Source organism: Burkholderia pyrrocinia, from assembly GCF_003330765.1.
Taxonomy (GTDB): Bacteria; Pseudomonadota; Gammaproteobacteria; order Burkholderiales; family Burkholderiaceae; genus Burkholderia; species Burkholderia pyrrocinia_B.
Genome location: NZ_CP024902.1, coordinates 3,188,180 through 3,203,167, shown reverse-complemented (window position 1 = coordinate 3,203,167; position 14,988 = coordinate 3,188,180). Strand labels below are relative to the sequence as shown.

Here is a 14,988-nt window from a genome sequence, read left to right as displayed (position 1 = left end):
CGAGCGCCGTTTGGCGAGCCAAACAAGCGACGAGCGACGCCGCCATACGGGCGATTTCGGGCATTCCCGTGACATGAATTTTTTAATTTGGGGTTGCCACGAGAACGACCGCTCGCCGCGTTGCGCTCCTTGCGAATACGTCAGTATTCGCGGCGTCGCGCGCCTCGCGAGCGGCCGTTCTCGTGGCAACGCATGTGCGTTCCAGATGTAAACAGACCCTAGTCTCAGACCCGCAAAACATGCCAGAGTTGCCAGAAGTCGAAGTCACGCGCCGGGGCATCGAGCCCTTTGTCGCGGGCCGCCGCGTCGAGCGTGTCGACGTCCGTACCGCGATGCTGCGCTGGCCCGTGCCGGCGGGGCTCGCCGAGCAATTGCGCGCGCGCGAGGTGCTCGCCGTCGAGCGTCGCGGCAAGTACCTGCTGTTCGAGGTCGACGCGGGCTGGTTCATCGTCCATCTCGGCATGACGGGCACGCTGCGCGTGCTGCCCGCGGCCGGCGTGCCCGTCGCCGCGAAGCACGACCACATCGACTGGATCTTCGACGAATTCGTGCTGCGGTTCCGCGATCCGCGCCGCTTCGGCGCCGTGCTGTGGCACCCGCGCGAAGCGGGCGACGTGCATGCGCACCCGCTCCTCGCGAGCCTCGGCGTCGAGCCGTTCTCGCCGGCGTTCACCGGCGCGCTGCTGCACGCGCGCACGCGCGGCCGCACGGTGTCGGTCAAGCAGGCGCTGCTCGCGGGCGACATGGTCGTTGGCGTCGGCAACATCTATGCGTCGGAGAGCCTGTTCCGCGCCGGCATCCGGCCGACGACGGCCGCCGGCAAGGTCTCGCTGCCGCGCTACGAGCGGCTGGCCGACGCGGTGCGCGCGACGCTCGCCGACGCGATCGAGCGCGGCGGCAGCACCTTGCGAGATTTTGTCGGCAGCAACGGCGAAAGCGGCTATTTCCAGCTCGACTGCTTCGTCTACGATCGCGCGGGCCAGCCTTGCCGCGTATGCGCCACGCCGATCCGCCAGATCGTGCAGGGCCAGCGGTCGACCTATTTCTGCCCGACCTGCCAGCGTTGAAACCTTTTTCCGCGATTAGATAACTTGAAGCCGCCCCGCACCGCTCCCGCTCCGTTCCCTGTCACGCCGCTGCACCGCATGTTCGCCACGCGCCTGATCGCCTGGCAGCGCGAGCACGGCCGCCACGACCTGCCATGGCAGAACACCCGCGATCCGTACCGGATCTGGTTGTCGGAAATCATGCTGCAACAGACGCAGGTGTCGACCGTCGTCCCGTATTACACGCGCTTTCTCGAACGCTACCCCGACGTCGCCGCGCTCGCGGCCGCACCGATCGACGACGTGATGGCGCTGTGGGCGGGGCTCGGCTACTACTCGCGTGCGCGCAACCTGCACCGCTGCGCGCAGGTCGTCGTCGCCGAGCACGGCGGTGCCTTTCCGTCGACGCCCGACGCACTGGCCGAACTGCCGGGCATCGGCCGCTCGACGGCCGCGGCGATCGCGTCGTTCGCGTACGGCGCGCGCGCGACGATCCTCGACGGCAACGTGAAACGCGTGCTCGCGCGGGTATTCGGCGTCGAGGGCTTTCCGGGCGAGAAGCGCGTCGAGAACGACATGTGGGCGCTCGCCGAATCGCTGCTGCCCGACGCCGCGAACGCGGCCGACGTGAGCGCCTATACGCAGGGCCTGATGGATCTCGGCGCGACGCTGTGCGTGCGCGGCAAGCCCGATTGCGTGCGCTGCCCGTTCGCGGGCGACTGCGTCGCGCAATCGACGGGCCGCCAGCGCGAACTGCCGGCCGCGCGACCGAAGAAGGCGGTGCCGACGCGCAAGACCTGGATGCTCGTGCTGCGGGACGGCGACGCCGTGCTGCTGGAGCGGCGGCCGCCGGCCGGAATCTGGGGCGGCCTGTGGAGCTTGCCGCAAGCGGACGGCGATGCCGCGCTCGCGGAACTCGCGCGCGGCTTCGGCGGCGGCGGCCCGGTGTCGCTCGCGCCGTTCACGCACACGTTCACGCATTTCCGGCTCGAGATCGAGCCGCGGCTGAGCGACATGGCGGACGGTGGCGGCTTGCCTTCGCACGCGCGCGACGCGGACACCGCATGGGTACCGCTGAGCAGGCTCGATGCGTACGGCGTGCCGGCGCCTGTGCGCAAACTGCTCGATGCGCTGAGCGGGCCGTTGCTGTAACGAAAAGGCGAAGGGCGCGGCGTGGGCCGCGTGCTCAAGAAAACGTCGGGCCGCCAGAAGTTTTTCGCCCCGAAGGAAGTCCCCTTTGGGGATGCCCCCTCGGTGGGCTGGCGCGAAGCGACAGATCCGCGGGCGCTTACAGCCAGCCGTGCCGGCCGAGCACGTGGTGCACGGCGTCGATGCGCGCGCCGACGTCCGGAAACTCCATCAGCTTTTGCCGCGCGCGCAGGTCGAGCGGCAGCAGTTCCGACAGGCGGTTCGACACCCAGCTCGGATCGTCGAGATGGAACGGTTCGCCGAACGGCAGCTTGCCCGGTTCGGATTTCTTCAGCGCGTCGATGATGCGCTCGAGCACCTCGGCGCACGAGCCGAACTGCGCGAGCGACTGCTCGCCTTCGAGCGGGATGTCGTCGGGCAGCGGTTCCGCGATGCCGACCAGCAGCCCGTTGCCTTCGACGCGATACGACAGCAGCTCGAAACGCTGCGTGCCGACCGCCTGCAGATACAGCATCCCGAATTCACCGGTATCGCACTCGGTGATGCGCGCCATGCAGCCGATGGTTTCGGGCACCGACACGGCGCCGTCCTGTGCGACTTCGGGCCCGCTCTTCAGCAGGCACACGCCAAACGGTACGTCGTCGCGCAGGCATGCGCGTGACATGTCGAGATAGCGCGCCTCGAACACCTTGAGCGGGAGCAGGCCGCCCGGAAACAGCACCGTGTGCAGCGGAAACAGCGGCAGGTCGATCAGGCTGGTCGATAGGGAGGACATGGCGCGCTAACGAAGGGGCGGTGTCGCTAGGGTCGGTCGACCTCGGAGACGAGCCGCGACGACGCGTCGACATCCACTGGCGCGTCACGATGCCGCACGATCACGTTCGCCTCGTGCGCAAGGCGCGCGGCGAGCGTTTCCGCGATGAACACCGAGCGATGCTGGCCGCCCGTGCAGCCGATGGCGACGGTCAGGTAGCTGCGGTTGTCATCGCGGAAGTGCGGCAGCCATTTCATCAGGAACGCATGGATGTCGTCGATCATCTGGTGGACGATCGGCAGTGCGTCGAGAAAGGCGATGACCGGCTGGTCGAGCCCGGTGAGCGGGCGCAACTCGTGGTCGTAGTACGGATTCGGCAGCGCGCGTACGTCGAACATCAGGTCGGCGTCGAGCGGCACGCCGCGCTTGAAGCCGAACGACTCGAACATCAGCATCAGGGCGTTGTCCTTCTGCTCGATGAGGCGCTTGACCCACGTGCGCAGCACGTTCGCGCGCAGCGTGCTCGTGTCGATCTGGTGGCCGAATTCGGCGAGCGGCGCGACGAGGTCGCGTTCGCGCTCGATCGCTTCCTCGAGCGACGACAGCAGGCCGACGTTCGCATCGTGCGACAGCGAACCGGACAGCGGATGGCGACGGCGCGTTTCGGAGAAGCGCTGGATCAGCGCCTGGGTGCTCGCGTTGAGGAACAGTACGCGCACGTCGTGCTCGCGCGACAGATCGCGGATCAGGCCGGGCATTTCGTCGAGCGATGCGCTCGAGCGTGCGTCGATCGCGACCGCGAGCCGGCGCTGGCCGTCCTGGGCGAGGTAGCGGGCGAGTTCGGGGAGCACGTGCGGCGGCAAGTTGTCGACGCAGTAATAGCCTGCGTCTTCGAGCGCGTTCAGCGCGACGGATTTGCCTGAGCCGGAGATGCCGGTGATAAGGACGATGCGCATGGGAAGCAGAGAATCCTGACGTTTCATCATAGCACCGGCTCGACGCGTCGGCGTTGCGCGGCCGGCGCGTGCGGGTTATACCAGCTTGCCGGGGAACTGACTGTCGGGATCTTGCATCGCGAGTCGTTGCCGATCCATGAAATCGCGCAAAGTGTCGATTCCGCGCAACTGCAGGATCGTGTTCCGGACGGCTGCCTCGACGAGCACCGCCAGGTTGCGGCCGGCGGCGACCTGGATCGTGACCTTGCTGATCGGCAAACCGAGCACGTCGACGGTCTGGCTTTCGAGCGGCAGGCGCTGGAATTCGCCGTCCGGGCGCCGCACGAGCTGGACGATCAGCTTCAGCTTCATTTTCCGCCGCACGGCGGTTTCGCCGAAGATCGTCTTGATGTCGAGCAGGCCGAGGCCGCGCACTTCGAGCAGGTTCTGCAGCAGCGGCGGGCAGCGTCCTTCGACGAAATCGGGGCCAAGACGGACGAAATCGACCGCGTCGTCGGCGACGAGGCCGTGGCCGCGGCTGATCAGTTCGAGGCCGAGTTCGCTCTTGCCGAGGCCCGAATCGCCGGTCAGCAGCACACCCATCCCGAGGATGTCGAGGAACACGCCGTGCAGCGTCGCGCGCGGCGCGAGGATGCGCGACATGTAGAGCCGCAGGCTGTCGATCACCGCGGCGGCCGACATCGGCGTCGTGAACAGCGGGGTCGACGAGCGCGTGCAGCGCAGCACAAGTTCGGGCGGCGCCGCGGCGCCGCCGGCGACGACGAGGAACGGCGGTTCGAGCGCGATCAGCTCGGCCATGTGGCGCGAGCGGTCTTCGTCGGTCTGCCGCTGGTAGTAGTCGATTTCGGCTTCGCCCAGCACCTGGATCCGGTTCGGGTGGATCAGGTTCAGGTGGCCGACGAGGTCGGCGCTCGACGTTGCGTTGCCGACCGTGTCGGCCGAAAAGCCGCGTTCCCAGCCTTCATGCCCCGTCAGCCAGCTCAGTTTCAGCGTGGCCGCGTTGTCGTCGAAGATGCTCTGGGCGTTGATGCTGGACGTATCCATGACTCTCGTCACTCCAATGGGCCGGTGCATGCGCGCGGCGACGGACGTCGCCATGCCGGGCCGGCGCCGGGCGGCCCTGGACGGCGCCGCGTGCCGCCTCGTACGGGAAAATATTCCGCCCGGATCAACTCAAGGTTGCCACTGAGTGAGCAGGCGATGCAACTCGGCGATATCCGTTTCGTTGTGCAGACGCTCGCGCGCGTCGCGGTCGGACAGCAATTGCGCGATTTCCGACAGGATCTCGAGGTGCTGCTGGGTGGCTTGCTCGGGGACGAGCAGGAAAATCAGGAGGCCGACCGGCTGGCCGTCGGGCGCTTCGAACGGGATCGCGTCGGCGAGCCGGACGAACGCGGCGAGCGGGTGCTTGAGACCCTTGATGCGCCCGTGCGGAATCGCGACGCCTTCGCCGAGCCCGGTCGAGCCGAGGCGCTCGCGCGCGAACAGGTTGTCCGTGACGGTGCTGCGGGCGACGCCGTTCTGATTCTCGAACATCAGCCCGGCTTGTTCGAAGACGCGTTTCTTGCTGGTGACTGAGAGGTCGATGACGACGTTCTCTATGGGCAGGATTTTGGCTAGGCGATTCATGTTGGCAGGCGATTGGGCGGCCTGGGGTCTCCTTGCGGCGGCAGACTGATTTTCCATGTTCGGCGATATCAAGGCGTATGGCATCGGCAACCTGCAAGGCAGCTACCGTACCCAATGCCCCCCCGGCGATAACCGGAACATTATAGAGCACAGCCGCGTGCGTGGCGCAGCATGGACGGACCGGTCGCACCACTGCGCGGAGTCGCAAAAAAAACGCCCGGCGAACCGGGCGGCGTGCGTGCTGCGGTGACCGTTACTGCGGCGGCAGTTCGATCTGGTCGATCGACGGTTGAAGCTTGATCGGGTCGTGCGCGTGCGTTTGCAGGCGCTCCATGTGCTTGACGACCTGGCGATCCAGCTTGTCGATCAGCAGATCGATCGCCGCGTACAGGTTGCCGTTTGCGCTTTCGACGAAGATATCCTTGCCCTTCAGGTGCAGGTTGATTTCCGCGCGCTGCTGCTTGTCCTTTTCCTTGTGATTGTCGACCGAGAGGATCACAGTGCCATCGATCACCTGATCGCTATGCCGTAGCACCCGGTCCAGCTTGGTGATCACGTATTCGCGAATTGCAGGCGTGACTTCGAGATGATGTCCACTGATCTTCAGGTTCATAGTGCTTCTCCAAGCGAGTGACCACCCGGCCGCATCGAGGCGGCGCTCCAGTCGACTTGCCCGTGCCGCACGAGGCGGCGTATCGCAGACAGGTCGCCCGGCTTGTTCCCCGTGTGCGCGGTGGCCGGAACACGCCTGCCGCCGGGCAGGCAGCAGGCCTAAAGAGACTTACGCAGATTGACTGCCGGGATCTTGAGGGCTTCGCGATATTTGGCAACCGTGCGGCGCGCGACCACGAAACCCTGTTCTGCCAGCAGCTCGGCAATGCGGCTATCCGAAAGTGGCGATTTTGGGTCTTCAGCTCCTATCAGTTGCTTGATGAGGGCTCGGATGGCGGTCGACGAGGCGGCGCCACCGGTGTCGGTCGAAACGTGTGATCCGAAGAAGTACTTAAATTCAAGCGTCCCGAACGGGGTCAGCATGTACTTCCCGGTTGTCACACGGCTGACAGTCGACTCGTGTAGGCCCAGCGTATCAGCTATTTCCCGCAAAACCAAGGGGCGCATGGCAATTTCGCCATGCGCAAAGAAATTCTTCTGACGCTCGACAATAGCCTGCGCGACACGCAGGATCGTGTCGAAACGTTGCTGGATGTTTTTGATCAGCCAGCGTGCTTCCTGGAGCTGCTGCTTCAGCGAACCGGCCGACGGATCGCCGCGGCTGTTGCGCAGGATGTTCGCGTAGAGGCTGTTGATCCGCAGGCGCGGCATGACCTCCGGATTGAGTTCCGCGAGCCATCCCTGGCCGACTTTCTTCACCATGATGTCGGGCACGACGTAGTCGGCCTCGGCCTTGCCGTACGCGGCGCCGGGGAACGGCTCCAGCGAGCGGATCAGCGCATGCGCGTCGCGTAGCGCGTCGTCGTTCGCCTTCAGGTGCTTGCGCAACCGCGTGAAATCGCGTGCGGCGAGCAGTTCGAGGTGCTGCAACACGATCTCGAGCGCGAGCGTGCGCGTCGGGGACGGATCGAGGCGCAGCAACTGCAGCTTCAGGCATTCGGATGCCGAGCGGGCGCCGACCCCGGCCGGGTCGAAGCTGTGCAGCAGCGCGAGCGCCGCGTTCAGTTCGTCGCAGTCGATCTCCAGCTCGGGCGGCAGGTCGGCGAGCACTTCGTCGAGCGTGGCGGTCAGGTAGCCGTCGTCGTCGAGCGATTCGATCAGGAACATCACGAGCGCGCGATCGCGCGGGCCGGCCTGCGTGACGCGCAACTGCGCGGACAGGTGGTCGCGCAGCGACGTCGCGGCTTCCTGCACCTGCAGCGGCGGGAGATCGTCGTCGTCGGACGCGCCGCTCGAGCGGCCGAATTCGTCGAGATTCCATTGCGGGCCGTCGTTGCCGTCGCCGGACGAGTAACCGTCGTATTCGTCCGCGCCGGCCGGCTCGTCGCGCTCCGCGCGGTCGCCCGACTGGCTGCTGCCGTTCCCCGCGGCCGGCTCGGTGTTCTGCGCGGGAGGCGTCTGCGCGATCAGCGATCCGTCCGACCCGACGCGCAGCGGGCTCGCGATCCATTCGTCGTCGTTCTCGAGCAGCGGGTTCTGCGCAACGGCCATCGCGACTTCCTGCTGCAATTCGAGCGTCGACAACTGCAGGAGCCGGATCGACTGCTGTAGCTGGGGTGTCAGCGCCAGATGTTGCGACAGGCGAAGTTGAAGGCTGGCTTTCATGGCAAGGAGGGAGTCATACCGGCAGTGTGCCACGACCCAGGCGCGTTGAGCCATCCGCGATTACGCGCGGCGCGCCGCCCGGTCGCGGGCATGGCCGCGAAGCGGGGCACGGGCCCCGCGCGGCCATGCCGGGCGGGGTGCAGCCAGCCACGAGGAGGAAGTTACATGCGGAAGTGTTCGCCGAGGTACACGCGGCGCACGCTTTCGTTTTCGATGATTTCGCTGGGCGCGCCGGCGGCGAGCACCGAGCCGTCGCTGATGATGTAGGCGTGGTCGCAGATGCCGAGCGTTTCGCGGACGTTGTGATCGGTAATCAGCACGCCGATGTTGCGCTGTTTCAGGAACTTGACGATCTTCTGAATCTCGAGCACCGCGATCGGGTCGACGCCGGCGAACGGTTCGTCGAGCAGGATGAAGTTCGGGTTGGTCGCGAGCGCGCGCGCGATCTCGACACGGCGTCGTTCGCCGCCCGACAGCGACAACGCGGGATTCTCGCGCAGGTGGCCGATCTGCAACTCGTCGAGCAGCGCTTCGGTGCGCGACGAGATGCCATCCTTCGACAGCCGCTTGCCGTCTTCGCCGTATTGCAGCTCGAGCACCGCGCGGATGTTTTCCTCGACGGTCAGCTTGCGGAACACGGACGCTTCCTGCGGCAGGTACGACAGGCCGAGCGACGCGCGCTTGTGGATCGGCAGCAGGCTGATCGAACTGCCGTTCAGCGAGATCTCGCCCGCGTCGAGCGGCACGAGGCCGACGATCATGTAGAACGACGTCGTCTTGCCGGCGCCGTTCGGGCCGAGCAGGCCGACAACTTCGCCGCTCTTCACGTCGAGCGACACGTCCTTGACGACCGTGCGCGAGCCATAGCGCTTCTTCAGGTTGCGGACGACGAGCGAGCTCGTGGTGCCGGCCGGCTGGCGGTTCGGTAGCGCGTTCATTGGCCCGGCGCTCCCTGGATGGTGGTCGACGGCGACAGTTTCGCCGGGCCGCCGTTCAGCGGAGCGGGGCCGCCGTTCTTCGGCGACAGCATCGCGCGCACGCGGCCGTTCGGGTTGCCCGGCGCCGCGACGTCCTTGCCGCCCTTCGCGGTGTAGAAGTCGCGCTGGCCGTCGTACGTGACCACGCTGCCGTGCACGGTATCGGCGATCGTCGACGTGCCCTGCAGGCGGCGCACGGTCGCGGCGGTGGTCAGTGTGGTCAGGTCCTGCTTGCCGTCGTAGTCGATGCGCTCGGCGTCGCCGTCGATGTATTCGTCGAGGCCTTCGCGCTTCTGGCGGAACGTCGCGTGTTTCTTGCCGCTGCCGAACGAGGTCGCGTACTGATAGCCTTCCGGGTCCTGGCGCACTTCGACGCGATCGCCCTTGATGATGATCGTGCCCTTCGTGATCACGACGTTGCCGGTCGCGACCGTGACCTGCTTCAGGTCGTCATAGGTCAGGTTGTCGGCCTCGACGTTGATCGGCTTGCTCTGGTCGGCCTTCTCGGCATGGGCGAGCGGCGTCAGCCCGATCAACGGGAGCGCCACGAGCGTCGCGGCGAGCGCGGCGCGGACGGCGCGCGCAGCGCCGCCGGAATTCTGTCGAGGGAACGGTTCGTTCATGCAATCACGTGAGGGAAGCGTCACTTGGGTTGACCTTTCGAGCCGCCGGACGTGTCCGCCGCGGCGATCGTGCCGCGCACGTTGCCGTAAAGCTCGATGACCCGGGTGACGTTGTTGTACTTCATGCCGTCGGTCGCGTTGACGAGGGACAGGCCGCGCTGAAGTTTAACCGGCTTTTCGGTCTGGATCACATCGTCATTGACGAAGATCCGGAAATGCTGGGAATCGGCCTGCATCTGCGGATCGCCGCCGCCGGCCGCGCGCAGGATGCGCGCGTCGTCGTACAAATCGACGATCGACACGTCGCCGTTGACGGTGCCGCGCTTCGAGGTGGTCGTCACGACCGGCTTGCCGGGCTGGAATGCGCGCATGGCCGGATCGGCCAGGTCGCTGTTGTCGGTGTCTTCGTAATGGATCAGCTTCGCGGCCGTCAGCCGGTACTGGGTCGTGCCGGACTGGTCGAGTTCGGTGACCGAGAAGTTGTCCGCGAAATAGTCGGGCGTATGGCGCTTCGGCTGCACGATGCCCTCGCCGGGCGGCGGCAGCGTCGCCTGCAGCAGCCACCACGTGATGCCCGCGAGCGCGGCGACCGCGGCGAGCGGCAGCAACTGGGTCCAGCGGAAATGCGTATTCATCCGTCAGGCTCCGCAGGCGGCCGCGAGCAGCGCGTCGTAGCGGTGCTGCGCGCGCAGGATCGCGTCGCAGGCTTCGCGCACGGCGCCGTGGCCGCCGCGGCCCTCGGCCACCCAGTGCGCGCGGGCGATTACCTCGGGGTGCGCGTTCGCGGGCGCGGTCGCGAAGCCGCAGCGCAGCATCACGGGCAGGTCGGGCCAGTCGTCGCCCATGTAGCCGCACGCGTCGGCGGTGAGGCCGAGCGACGCGATCAGGTCGGCGAACACGGCGAGCTTGTTCTCGACGCCCTGGAACAGGTGCGCGATCTTCATTTCCTTCGCGCGCGCCGCGACGATTTCCGAGCGGCGGCCCGTGATGATCGCGGTCGCGATGCCGGCCTCGCCGAGCAGCTTCACGCCGTGGCCGTCGAGTGAATTGAACGACTTCATCGCGTCGCCGGCCGCGGTAAACAGCAGGCCGCCGTCGGTCAGTACGCCGTCGACGTCGAAAATCATCAGCTTCACGCGGCTGGCGCGTTCGGCCGCAGTCAGCGCTGCGCTCATCAGATCACCTTCTTCGAAAACAGGTCGTGCATGTTCAGCGCGCCGATCAGCGCGCCGTCGGCATCGACGACCAGCATCTGGTTGATCCGGTAGCGCTCCATCAGTTCCACGGCCTCGACCGCCAGGTGATCCGGCGCGATCGTGCGCGGGTCGCGCGTCATCACGTCGGTGATCGGCAGCGTGCGGAAGTCGCCGTCGCGCGCGAGCACGCGGCGCAGGTCGCCGTCCGTGAAGATGCCCGCGACCTTGCCGTCGCCGTCGACCACGGCCGTCATGCCCAGGCGCTTCGCGGTGATCTGGAACAGCGCGTCCGACAGCGTCGCGTCGAGCCCGACGGACGGGACGGCGTCGCCCGAGCGCATCACGTCGCGCACGTAGGTGAGCAGGCGCCGGCCGAGCGCGCCGCCCGGGTGCGAGCGCGCGAAATCTTCCGAACCGAAGCCGCGCGCGTCGAGCACGGCGACGGCGAGCGCGTCGCCGAGCGCGAGCGCGGCGGTCGTGCTCGCGGTGGGCGCGAGGTTCAGCGGGCACGCTTCTTTCGAAACCGCGGCGTTCAGGTTCACGTCGGCCAGCGTGGCGAGGCTCGATCCGGGCCGGCCCGTGATCGCGATCAGCTTCGCGCCGATCCGCTTGACGAGCGGCAGGATCGCGACGAGTTCTTCGGACTCGCCGGAATAGGAGATGCCGATGAAGACGTCGTCCGACGTGACCATGCCGAGGTCGCCGTGGCTGGCCTCGGCAGGATGGACGAAGAAGGCCGGCGTGCCGGTGCTCGCGAGCGTTGCCGCGATCTTGCGGGCGATATGCCCCGATTTGCCGATGCCGGATACCACCACGCGGCCACGGCAGCCGAGCAGCAGCGCGACGGCCTCGACGAAGCCGCCGTCGAGCTGGTCGCGCAGCGCGCGCACGGCGTCCGCCTCGATGTCGAGCACGTCGCGGGCGAGCGCGAGCGCCCGGTCATCATTGATTTTCGCTATCATGCGCGGAGTATAGCAAAGGCGTTTGTTCGCCGCGCCGGGCCATCGGACTTGTCCGATGCCGCCCGTCCACCGCCACCACCCGCGCCCGCATTGCCGTGGCCCCGACGAACGAGGACGCTTTGCCCGTGATTTCCCCGCTCGAAATGACGCTCATGCTGCTGCTGGCTTCGGTGGTGGGCGTCGTCGTGTTCCGTTCGCTGAACCTCCCGCCGATGCTTGGCTACCTGACCGTCGGCATCCTGGTCGGCCCGCACGCGCTGGGGATCGCGGGGGATCTCGAACGCGCCGAGCATCTCGCGGAATTCGGCGTGGTGTTCCTGATGTTCTCGATCGGCCTCGAATTCTCCCTTGCGAAGCTGAGGTCGATGCAGCGGCTCGTGTTCGGGCTCGGGCTGCTGCAGGTGGTCGCGACGCTCGTGCTCGCGCTCGCGCTCGGCGCGCTGTTCGAGCGCTGGGTGCACATCACGTGGCAGGGCAGCATCGCGCTCGGCGGCGCGCTCGCGATGTCGTCGACGGCGATCGTGTCGAAGATGCTCGCCGAGCGGCTCGAGATCGAGACCGAGCACGGGCGCAACATCTTCGGCGTGCTGCTGTTCCAGGATCTCGCGGTCGTGCCGCTGCTGATCGTGATTGCCGCGTTCGGCGCCGAATCGTCGAAGGATCTCGCGCTCACGCTGGGCTTCGCGGCCGTCAAGATCGTGATCGCGCTGTCGCTGCTGCTGATCGTCGGGCAGCGCTTCATGACGCGCTGGCTCAACGTCGTCGCGCGGCGCCGCTCGCAGGAGCTGTTCGTGCTGAACCTGCTGCTCGTCACGCTCGGCGCCGCGTTCATCACCGACAAGTTCGGCCTGTCGCTCGCGCTCGGCGCGTTCATCGCGGGGATGCTGATTTCCGAGACGCCGTTCCGCCATCAGGTGGAAGAGGACATCAAGCCGTTCCGCGATGTGCTGCTCGGCCTGTTCTTCGTGACGACGGGGATGCTGCTCGATCCGCGCGTGATCTGGGAGCATCCGCTCCTCGTGCTCGGCTTCTTCGTCGGCCAGGTGCTGTTCAAGGCCACGATGATCACGGGGCTCGCGCGGCTGTTCGGCGCGACGCCGGGCGTCGCGATGCGCACCGGCATCGGCCTCGCGCAGGCCGGCGAATTCGGCTTCGTGCTGCTGAACCTGATCCTCGACCGGCATCTCGTCGATTCGACGCTGCTGCAGGCGATCCTCGCGTCGATGCTGCTGTCGATGCTCGCCGCGCCGTTCCTGATCCAGAACGCCGACCGGATCGTGATGCGGCTGTCGTCGACCGAATGGATGCAGCAGTCGCTGCAGATGACGCGAATCGCGACGCAGAGCCTCAAGCAGCGCGGCCACGTGATCATCTGCGGCTACGGCCGCGCGGGCCAGAACCTGGCGCGGATGCTCGAACAGGAAGGCATTTCGTATGTCGCGCTGGACCTCGACCCCGATCGCGTCAGCGCGGCCGCGACGGCCGGCGAATCGGTCGTGTTCGGCGACGCGGCGCGGCGCGAGTCGCTGCTCGCGGCCGGTATCCACCGCGCGGCGGCGGTCGCGATCACCTATGCGAACACGCCGTCCGCGCTGCGCGTGCTGCACCACGTGCACGAGCTCGAGCCGACGCTGCCCGCGATCGTGCGTACCGTCGACGATGCCGATCTCGAGAAGCTGCTCGCGGCGGGCGCGACCGAGGTGATTCCGGAGATCGTCGAGGGCAGCCTGATGCTCGCATCGCATACGCTGGTGCTGGTCGGCGTGCCGATGCGCAAGGTCGTGCGGCGCGTCGAGGAGATGCGCGACGAGCGCTACAGCCTGCTGCGCGGCTATTTCCGCGGCGCGGACGATGCGGACGACGACGACCACGAGCAGGTGCGGCTACAATCGGTGCCGGTCGATGCGCGCGCCGACGCGGTCGGGCGCTCGCTGGAGGAACTCGGGCTGTATGCGCTCGGGCTGGAGGTCACGGCGATTCGCCGGCACGGCATCCGCGGCGTCGAACCCGATCCGCAGACCAAGCTGCGCGCGAGCGACATCGTCGTGCTGCGCGGGCTGCCCGAGGCGCTCGCGCTCGCGGAGGAGCGGTTGTCGCGCCATCGGCGCGATCCGCCGGCCGCGGCTGCTTGAGCCGCGATTCAATAACCTGACCCGTATTTATTCGAAACGGTGCCCGATCTTCGCGCACCGTTTTTTTCGGAGAGTTTCATGCCGCATTCGTCGTCGGGCGCGCCGCTCGATCCGGTCGCCTTCATCCACAGCCAGATCCGCACGGTGCCCGACTGGCCGCAGCCGGGCGTGATGTTCCGCGACATCACGACGCTGCTGCAGAGCCCGAAGGCGCTGCGCATCCTCGTCGACCTGTTCGTCGAACGCTATGTCGATGCGAAGCTCGACTACGTCGCGGGCCTCGACGCGCGCGGCTTCATCATCGCGCCGATCGTCGCGTACGAGCTGAGCGTCGGCTTCGTGCCGATCCGCAAGGTCGGCAAGCTGCCGTACAAGACGCGCTCGGAATCGTACGACCTCGAATACGGCAGCGCGACGGTCGAGATCCACGAAGATGCGTGCCGCCCCGGCGACCGCGTGATCATCATGGACGACCTGATCGCGACCGGCGGCACGATGATGGCCGGGCGCAACCTGCTGCAGCGGCTCGGCGCGGTGGTCGTCGAAGGCGCAGCGATCATCGACCTGCCCGATCTCGGCGGCTCGGCGCTGCTGCGCAACGCGGGACTGCCCGTCTATACCGTCACCGAATTCGCCGGCCACTGAACGCCGGCTTACGCAACGAGGTCACGATGCCCAACTTCATGCTGTTTCTCGCCACGTCGATCGCGATCACGTTCGCGCCGGGTCCCGACAACCTGCAGGTGCTCGCGCGCGGCATCTCGCAGGGCCGCGCGGCCGGCTTCGTCGCCGCGCTCGGCTTCACCGCCGGGATCCTGTTCCACACGACGCTCGCGGCGCTGGGCGTCGCGGCCGTGCTGCGTTCGTCGCCGGTCGCGTTCGAGATCCTGAAGCTCGCGGGCGCCGCGTACCTCGTGTGGATCGGCATCAAGGCGCTGCGCAGCCAGGGCCTCGCGAATGCGCACGAACGCCCGCCGCAGCCGCTTGGCGCGATCTTCCGGCAGAGTGTGATCGGCAACCTGATGAACCCGAAGGTCACGCTGTTCTTCGTCGTGTTCCTGCCGCAGTTCGTCGATCCGCATGGCGTGCAGAGCGTGACGCTGCAGATGTTCGAACTCGGCGCGCTGTTCATGCTGCAGACGGCCGTGGTGTTCTCGCTGTTCGGCGTCGGCGCCGGCGCGATCGGCACGTGGCTGAAGCGCCGCCCGAAGGCCGGCGTGTGGCTCGACCGGATTGCCGGCGCGACCTTCATCGCGATCGGCATCCGCGTCGCGCTGAAGGACTGAC

16 protein-coding genes are annotated in these 14,988 nt (G+C 67.2%); 5 read left to right on the top strand and 11 right to left on the bottom strand.

Going from position 1 to position 14,988, the window contains the following annotated elements:
• Window positions 1-239: 239 nt before the first annotated feature.
• Both mutM and mutY read left to right on the top strand, forming a co-directional pair.
• A complete protein-coding gene (gene mutM / locus CUJ89_RS15530; RefSeq protein WP_114178091.1) occupies window positions 240-1,067 on the top strand; it encodes a bifunctional DNA-formamidopyrimidine glycosylase/DNA-(apurinic or apyrimidinic site) lyase in 828 nt (275 codons plus the stop codon).
• A gap of 24 nt (window positions 1,068-1,091) precedes the next feature.
• Window positions 1,092-2,198 carry an A/G-specific adenine glycosylase gene (mutY, locus tag CUJ89_RS15525; RefSeq protein ID WP_114178090.1) on the top strand — a complete coding sequence of 369 codons (1,107 nt, stop codon included), beginning with the start codon at window positions 1,092-1,094 and terminating at the stop codon, window positions 2,196-2,198.
• 136 nt (window positions 2,199-2,334) lie between these two features.
• Here mutY and CUJ89_RS15520 read toward each other — a convergent pair whose 3' ends face one another.
• From CUJ89_RS15520 to kdsD, 11 genes are all read right to left on the bottom strand, one after another.
• A complete protein-coding gene (locus CUJ89_RS15520; RefSeq protein ID WP_114178089.1) occupies window positions 2,335-2,970 on the bottom strand; it encodes an LON peptidase substrate-binding domain-containing protein in 636 nt (211 codons plus the stop codon).
• Between the two features lie 26 nt (window positions 2,971-2,996).
• Window positions 2,997-3,905, bottom strand: coding sequence for an RNase adapter RapZ (gene rapZ, locus CUJ89_RS15515; RefSeq protein WP_114178088.1), 909 nt, complete (start codon window positions 3,903-3,905; stop codon window positions 2,997-2,999).
• 75 nt (window positions 3,906-3,980) lie between these two features.
• Window positions 3,981-4,949 (bottom strand): HPr(Ser) kinase/phosphatase, encoded by a 969-nt coding sequence (gene hprK, locus CUJ89_RS15510; protein ID WP_006483133.1) that lies wholly within the window; start codon window positions 4,947-4,949, stop codon window positions 3,981-3,983.
• A gap of 129 nt (window positions 4,950-5,078) precedes the next feature.
• Complete coding sequence (locus CUJ89_RS15505; protein WP_048246965.1) at window positions 5,079-5,591, bottom strand: PTS sugar transporter subunit IIA; 513 nt, start codon at window positions 5,589-5,591, stop codon at window positions 5,079-5,081.
• A 196-nt stretch (window positions 5,592-5,787) separates the two neighbouring features.
• Window positions 5,788-6,147, bottom strand: a complete 360-nt coding sequence (hpf, locus tag CUJ89_RS15500) for a ribosome hibernation-promoting factor, HPF/YfiA family (RefSeq protein ID WP_006477786.1) — start codon at window positions 6,145-6,147, stop codon at window positions 5,788-5,790.
• 158 nt (window positions 6,148-6,305) lie between these two features.
• Window positions 6,306-7,811 carry an RNA polymerase factor sigma-54 gene (locus CUJ89_RS15495; protein ID WP_114178086.1) on the bottom strand — a complete coding sequence of 502 codons (1,506 nt, stop codon included), beginning with the start codon at window positions 7,809-7,811 and terminating at the stop codon, window positions 6,306-6,308.
• A gap of 161 nt (window positions 7,812-7,972) precedes the next feature.
• Window positions 7,973-8,749 carry an LPS export ABC transporter ATP-binding protein gene (gene lptB, locus CUJ89_RS15490; RefSeq protein WP_114178085.1) on the bottom strand — a complete coding sequence of 259 codons (777 nt, stop codon included), beginning with the start codon at window positions 8,747-8,749 and terminating at the stop codon, window positions 7,973-7,975.
• Window positions 8,746-9,411 (bottom strand): lipopolysaccharide transport periplasmic protein LptA, encoded by a 666-nt coding sequence (lptA, locus tag CUJ89_RS15485; protein ID WP_114178084.1) that lies wholly within the window; start codon window positions 9,409-9,411, stop codon window positions 8,746-8,748. The genes lptB and lptA overlap by 4 nt, the downstream gene beginning before the upstream one ends.
• A 20-nt stretch (window positions 9,412-9,431) precedes the next feature.
• Complete coding sequence (gene lptC, locus CUJ89_RS15480) at window positions 9,432-10,046, bottom strand: LPS export ABC transporter periplasmic protein LptC (RefSeq protein WP_114178083.1); 615 nt, start codon at window positions 10,044-10,046, stop codon at window positions 9,432-9,434.
• 3 nt (window positions 10,047-10,049) lie between these two features.
• Complete coding sequence (locus CUJ89_RS15475; RefSeq protein ID WP_114178082.1) at window positions 10,050-10,586, bottom strand: KdsC family phosphatase; 537 nt, start codon at window positions 10,584-10,586, stop codon at window positions 10,050-10,052.
• Window positions 10,586-11,569, bottom strand: coding sequence for an arabinose 5-phosphate isomerase KdsD (kdsD, locus tag CUJ89_RS15470; RefSeq protein WP_114178081.1), 984 nt, complete (start codon window positions 11,567-11,569; stop codon window positions 10,586-10,588). The genes CUJ89_RS15475 and kdsD overlap by 1 nt, the downstream gene beginning before the upstream one ends.
• A 125-nt stretch (window positions 11,570-11,694) precedes the next feature.
• Between kdsD and CUJ89_RS15465 the strand changes: the two genes are divergently transcribed.
• The 3 genes from CUJ89_RS15465 to CUJ89_RS15455 all read left to right on the top strand — a co-directional run bounded on the left by CUJ89_RS15465 (window position 11,695) and on the right by CUJ89_RS15455 (window position 14,987).
• Complete coding sequence (locus CUJ89_RS15465; protein ID WP_114178636.1) at window positions 11,695-13,701, top strand: monovalent cation:proton antiporter family protein; 2,007 nt, start codon at window positions 11,695-11,697, stop codon at window positions 13,699-13,701.
• A gap of 78 nt (window positions 13,702-13,779) precedes the next feature.
• A complete protein-coding gene (locus CUJ89_RS15460) occupies window positions 13,780-14,346 on the top strand; it encodes an adenine phosphoribosyltransferase (protein ID WP_040141994.1) in 567 nt (188 codons plus the stop codon).
• Window positions 14,347-14,372: 26 nt separating this feature from the next.
• Entirely contained in the window at window positions 14,373-14,987 is a 615-nt protein-coding gene (locus CUJ89_RS15455; RefSeq protein ID WP_114178080.1) for a LysE family translocator, read from the top strand.
• Window position 14,988 lies beyond the last annotated feature (1 nt).

Coding starts and splice junctions, on each gene's coding strand:
- CUJ89_RS15505 (WP_048246965.1), bottom strand. CDS start 5,591: ATGGAAAATCAGTCTGCCGCCGCAAGGAGACCCCAGGCCGCCCAATCG.
- lptC (WP_114178083.1), bottom strand. CDS start 10,046: ATGAATACGCATTTCCGCTGGACCCAGTTGCTGCCGCTCGCCGCGGTC.
- CUJ89_RS15475 (WP_114178082.1), bottom strand. CDS start 10,586: ATGAGCGCAGCGCTGACTGCGGCCGAACGCGCCAGCCGCGTGAAGCTG.
- rapZ (WP_114178088.1), bottom strand. CDS start 3,905: ATGCGCATCGTCCTTATCACCGGCATCTCCGGCTCAGGCAAATCCGTC.
- lptB (WP_114178085.1), bottom strand. CDS start 8,749: ATGAACGCGCTACCGAACCGCCAGCCGGCCGGCACCACGAGCTCGCTC.
- CUJ89_RS15520 (WP_114178089.1), bottom strand. CDS start 2,970: ATGTCCTCCCTATCGACCAGCCTGATCGACCTGCCGCTGTTTCCGCTG.
- CUJ89_RS15495 (WP_114178086.1), bottom strand. CDS start 7,811: ATGAAAGCCAGCCTTCAACTTCGCCTGTCGCAACATCTGGCGCTGACA.
- hpf (WP_006477786.1), bottom strand. CDS start 6,147: ATGAACCTGAAGATCAGTGGACATCATCTCGAAGTCACGCCTGCAATT.
- kdsD (WP_114178081.1), bottom strand. CDS start 11,569: ATGATAGCGAAAATCAATGATGACCGGGCGCTCGCGCTCGCCCGCGAC.
- lptA (WP_114178084.1), bottom strand. CDS start 9,411: ATGAACGAACCGTTCCCTCGACAGAATTCCGGCGGCGCTGCGCGCGCC.
- CUJ89_RS15455 (WP_114178080.1), top strand. CDS start 14,373: ATGCCCAACTTCATGCTGTTTCTCGCCACGTCGATCGCGATCACGTTC.
- hprK (WP_006483133.1), bottom strand. CDS start 4,949: ATGGATACGTCCAGCATCAACGCCCAGAGCATCTTCGACGACAACGCG.
- CUJ89_RS15460 (WP_040141994.1), top strand. CDS start 13,780: ATGCCGCATTCGTCGTCGGGCGCGCCGCTCGATCCGGTCGCCTTCATC.
- mutM (WP_114178091.1), top strand. CDS start 240: ATGCCAGAGTTGCCAGAAGTCGAAGTCACGCGCCGGGGCATCGAGCCC.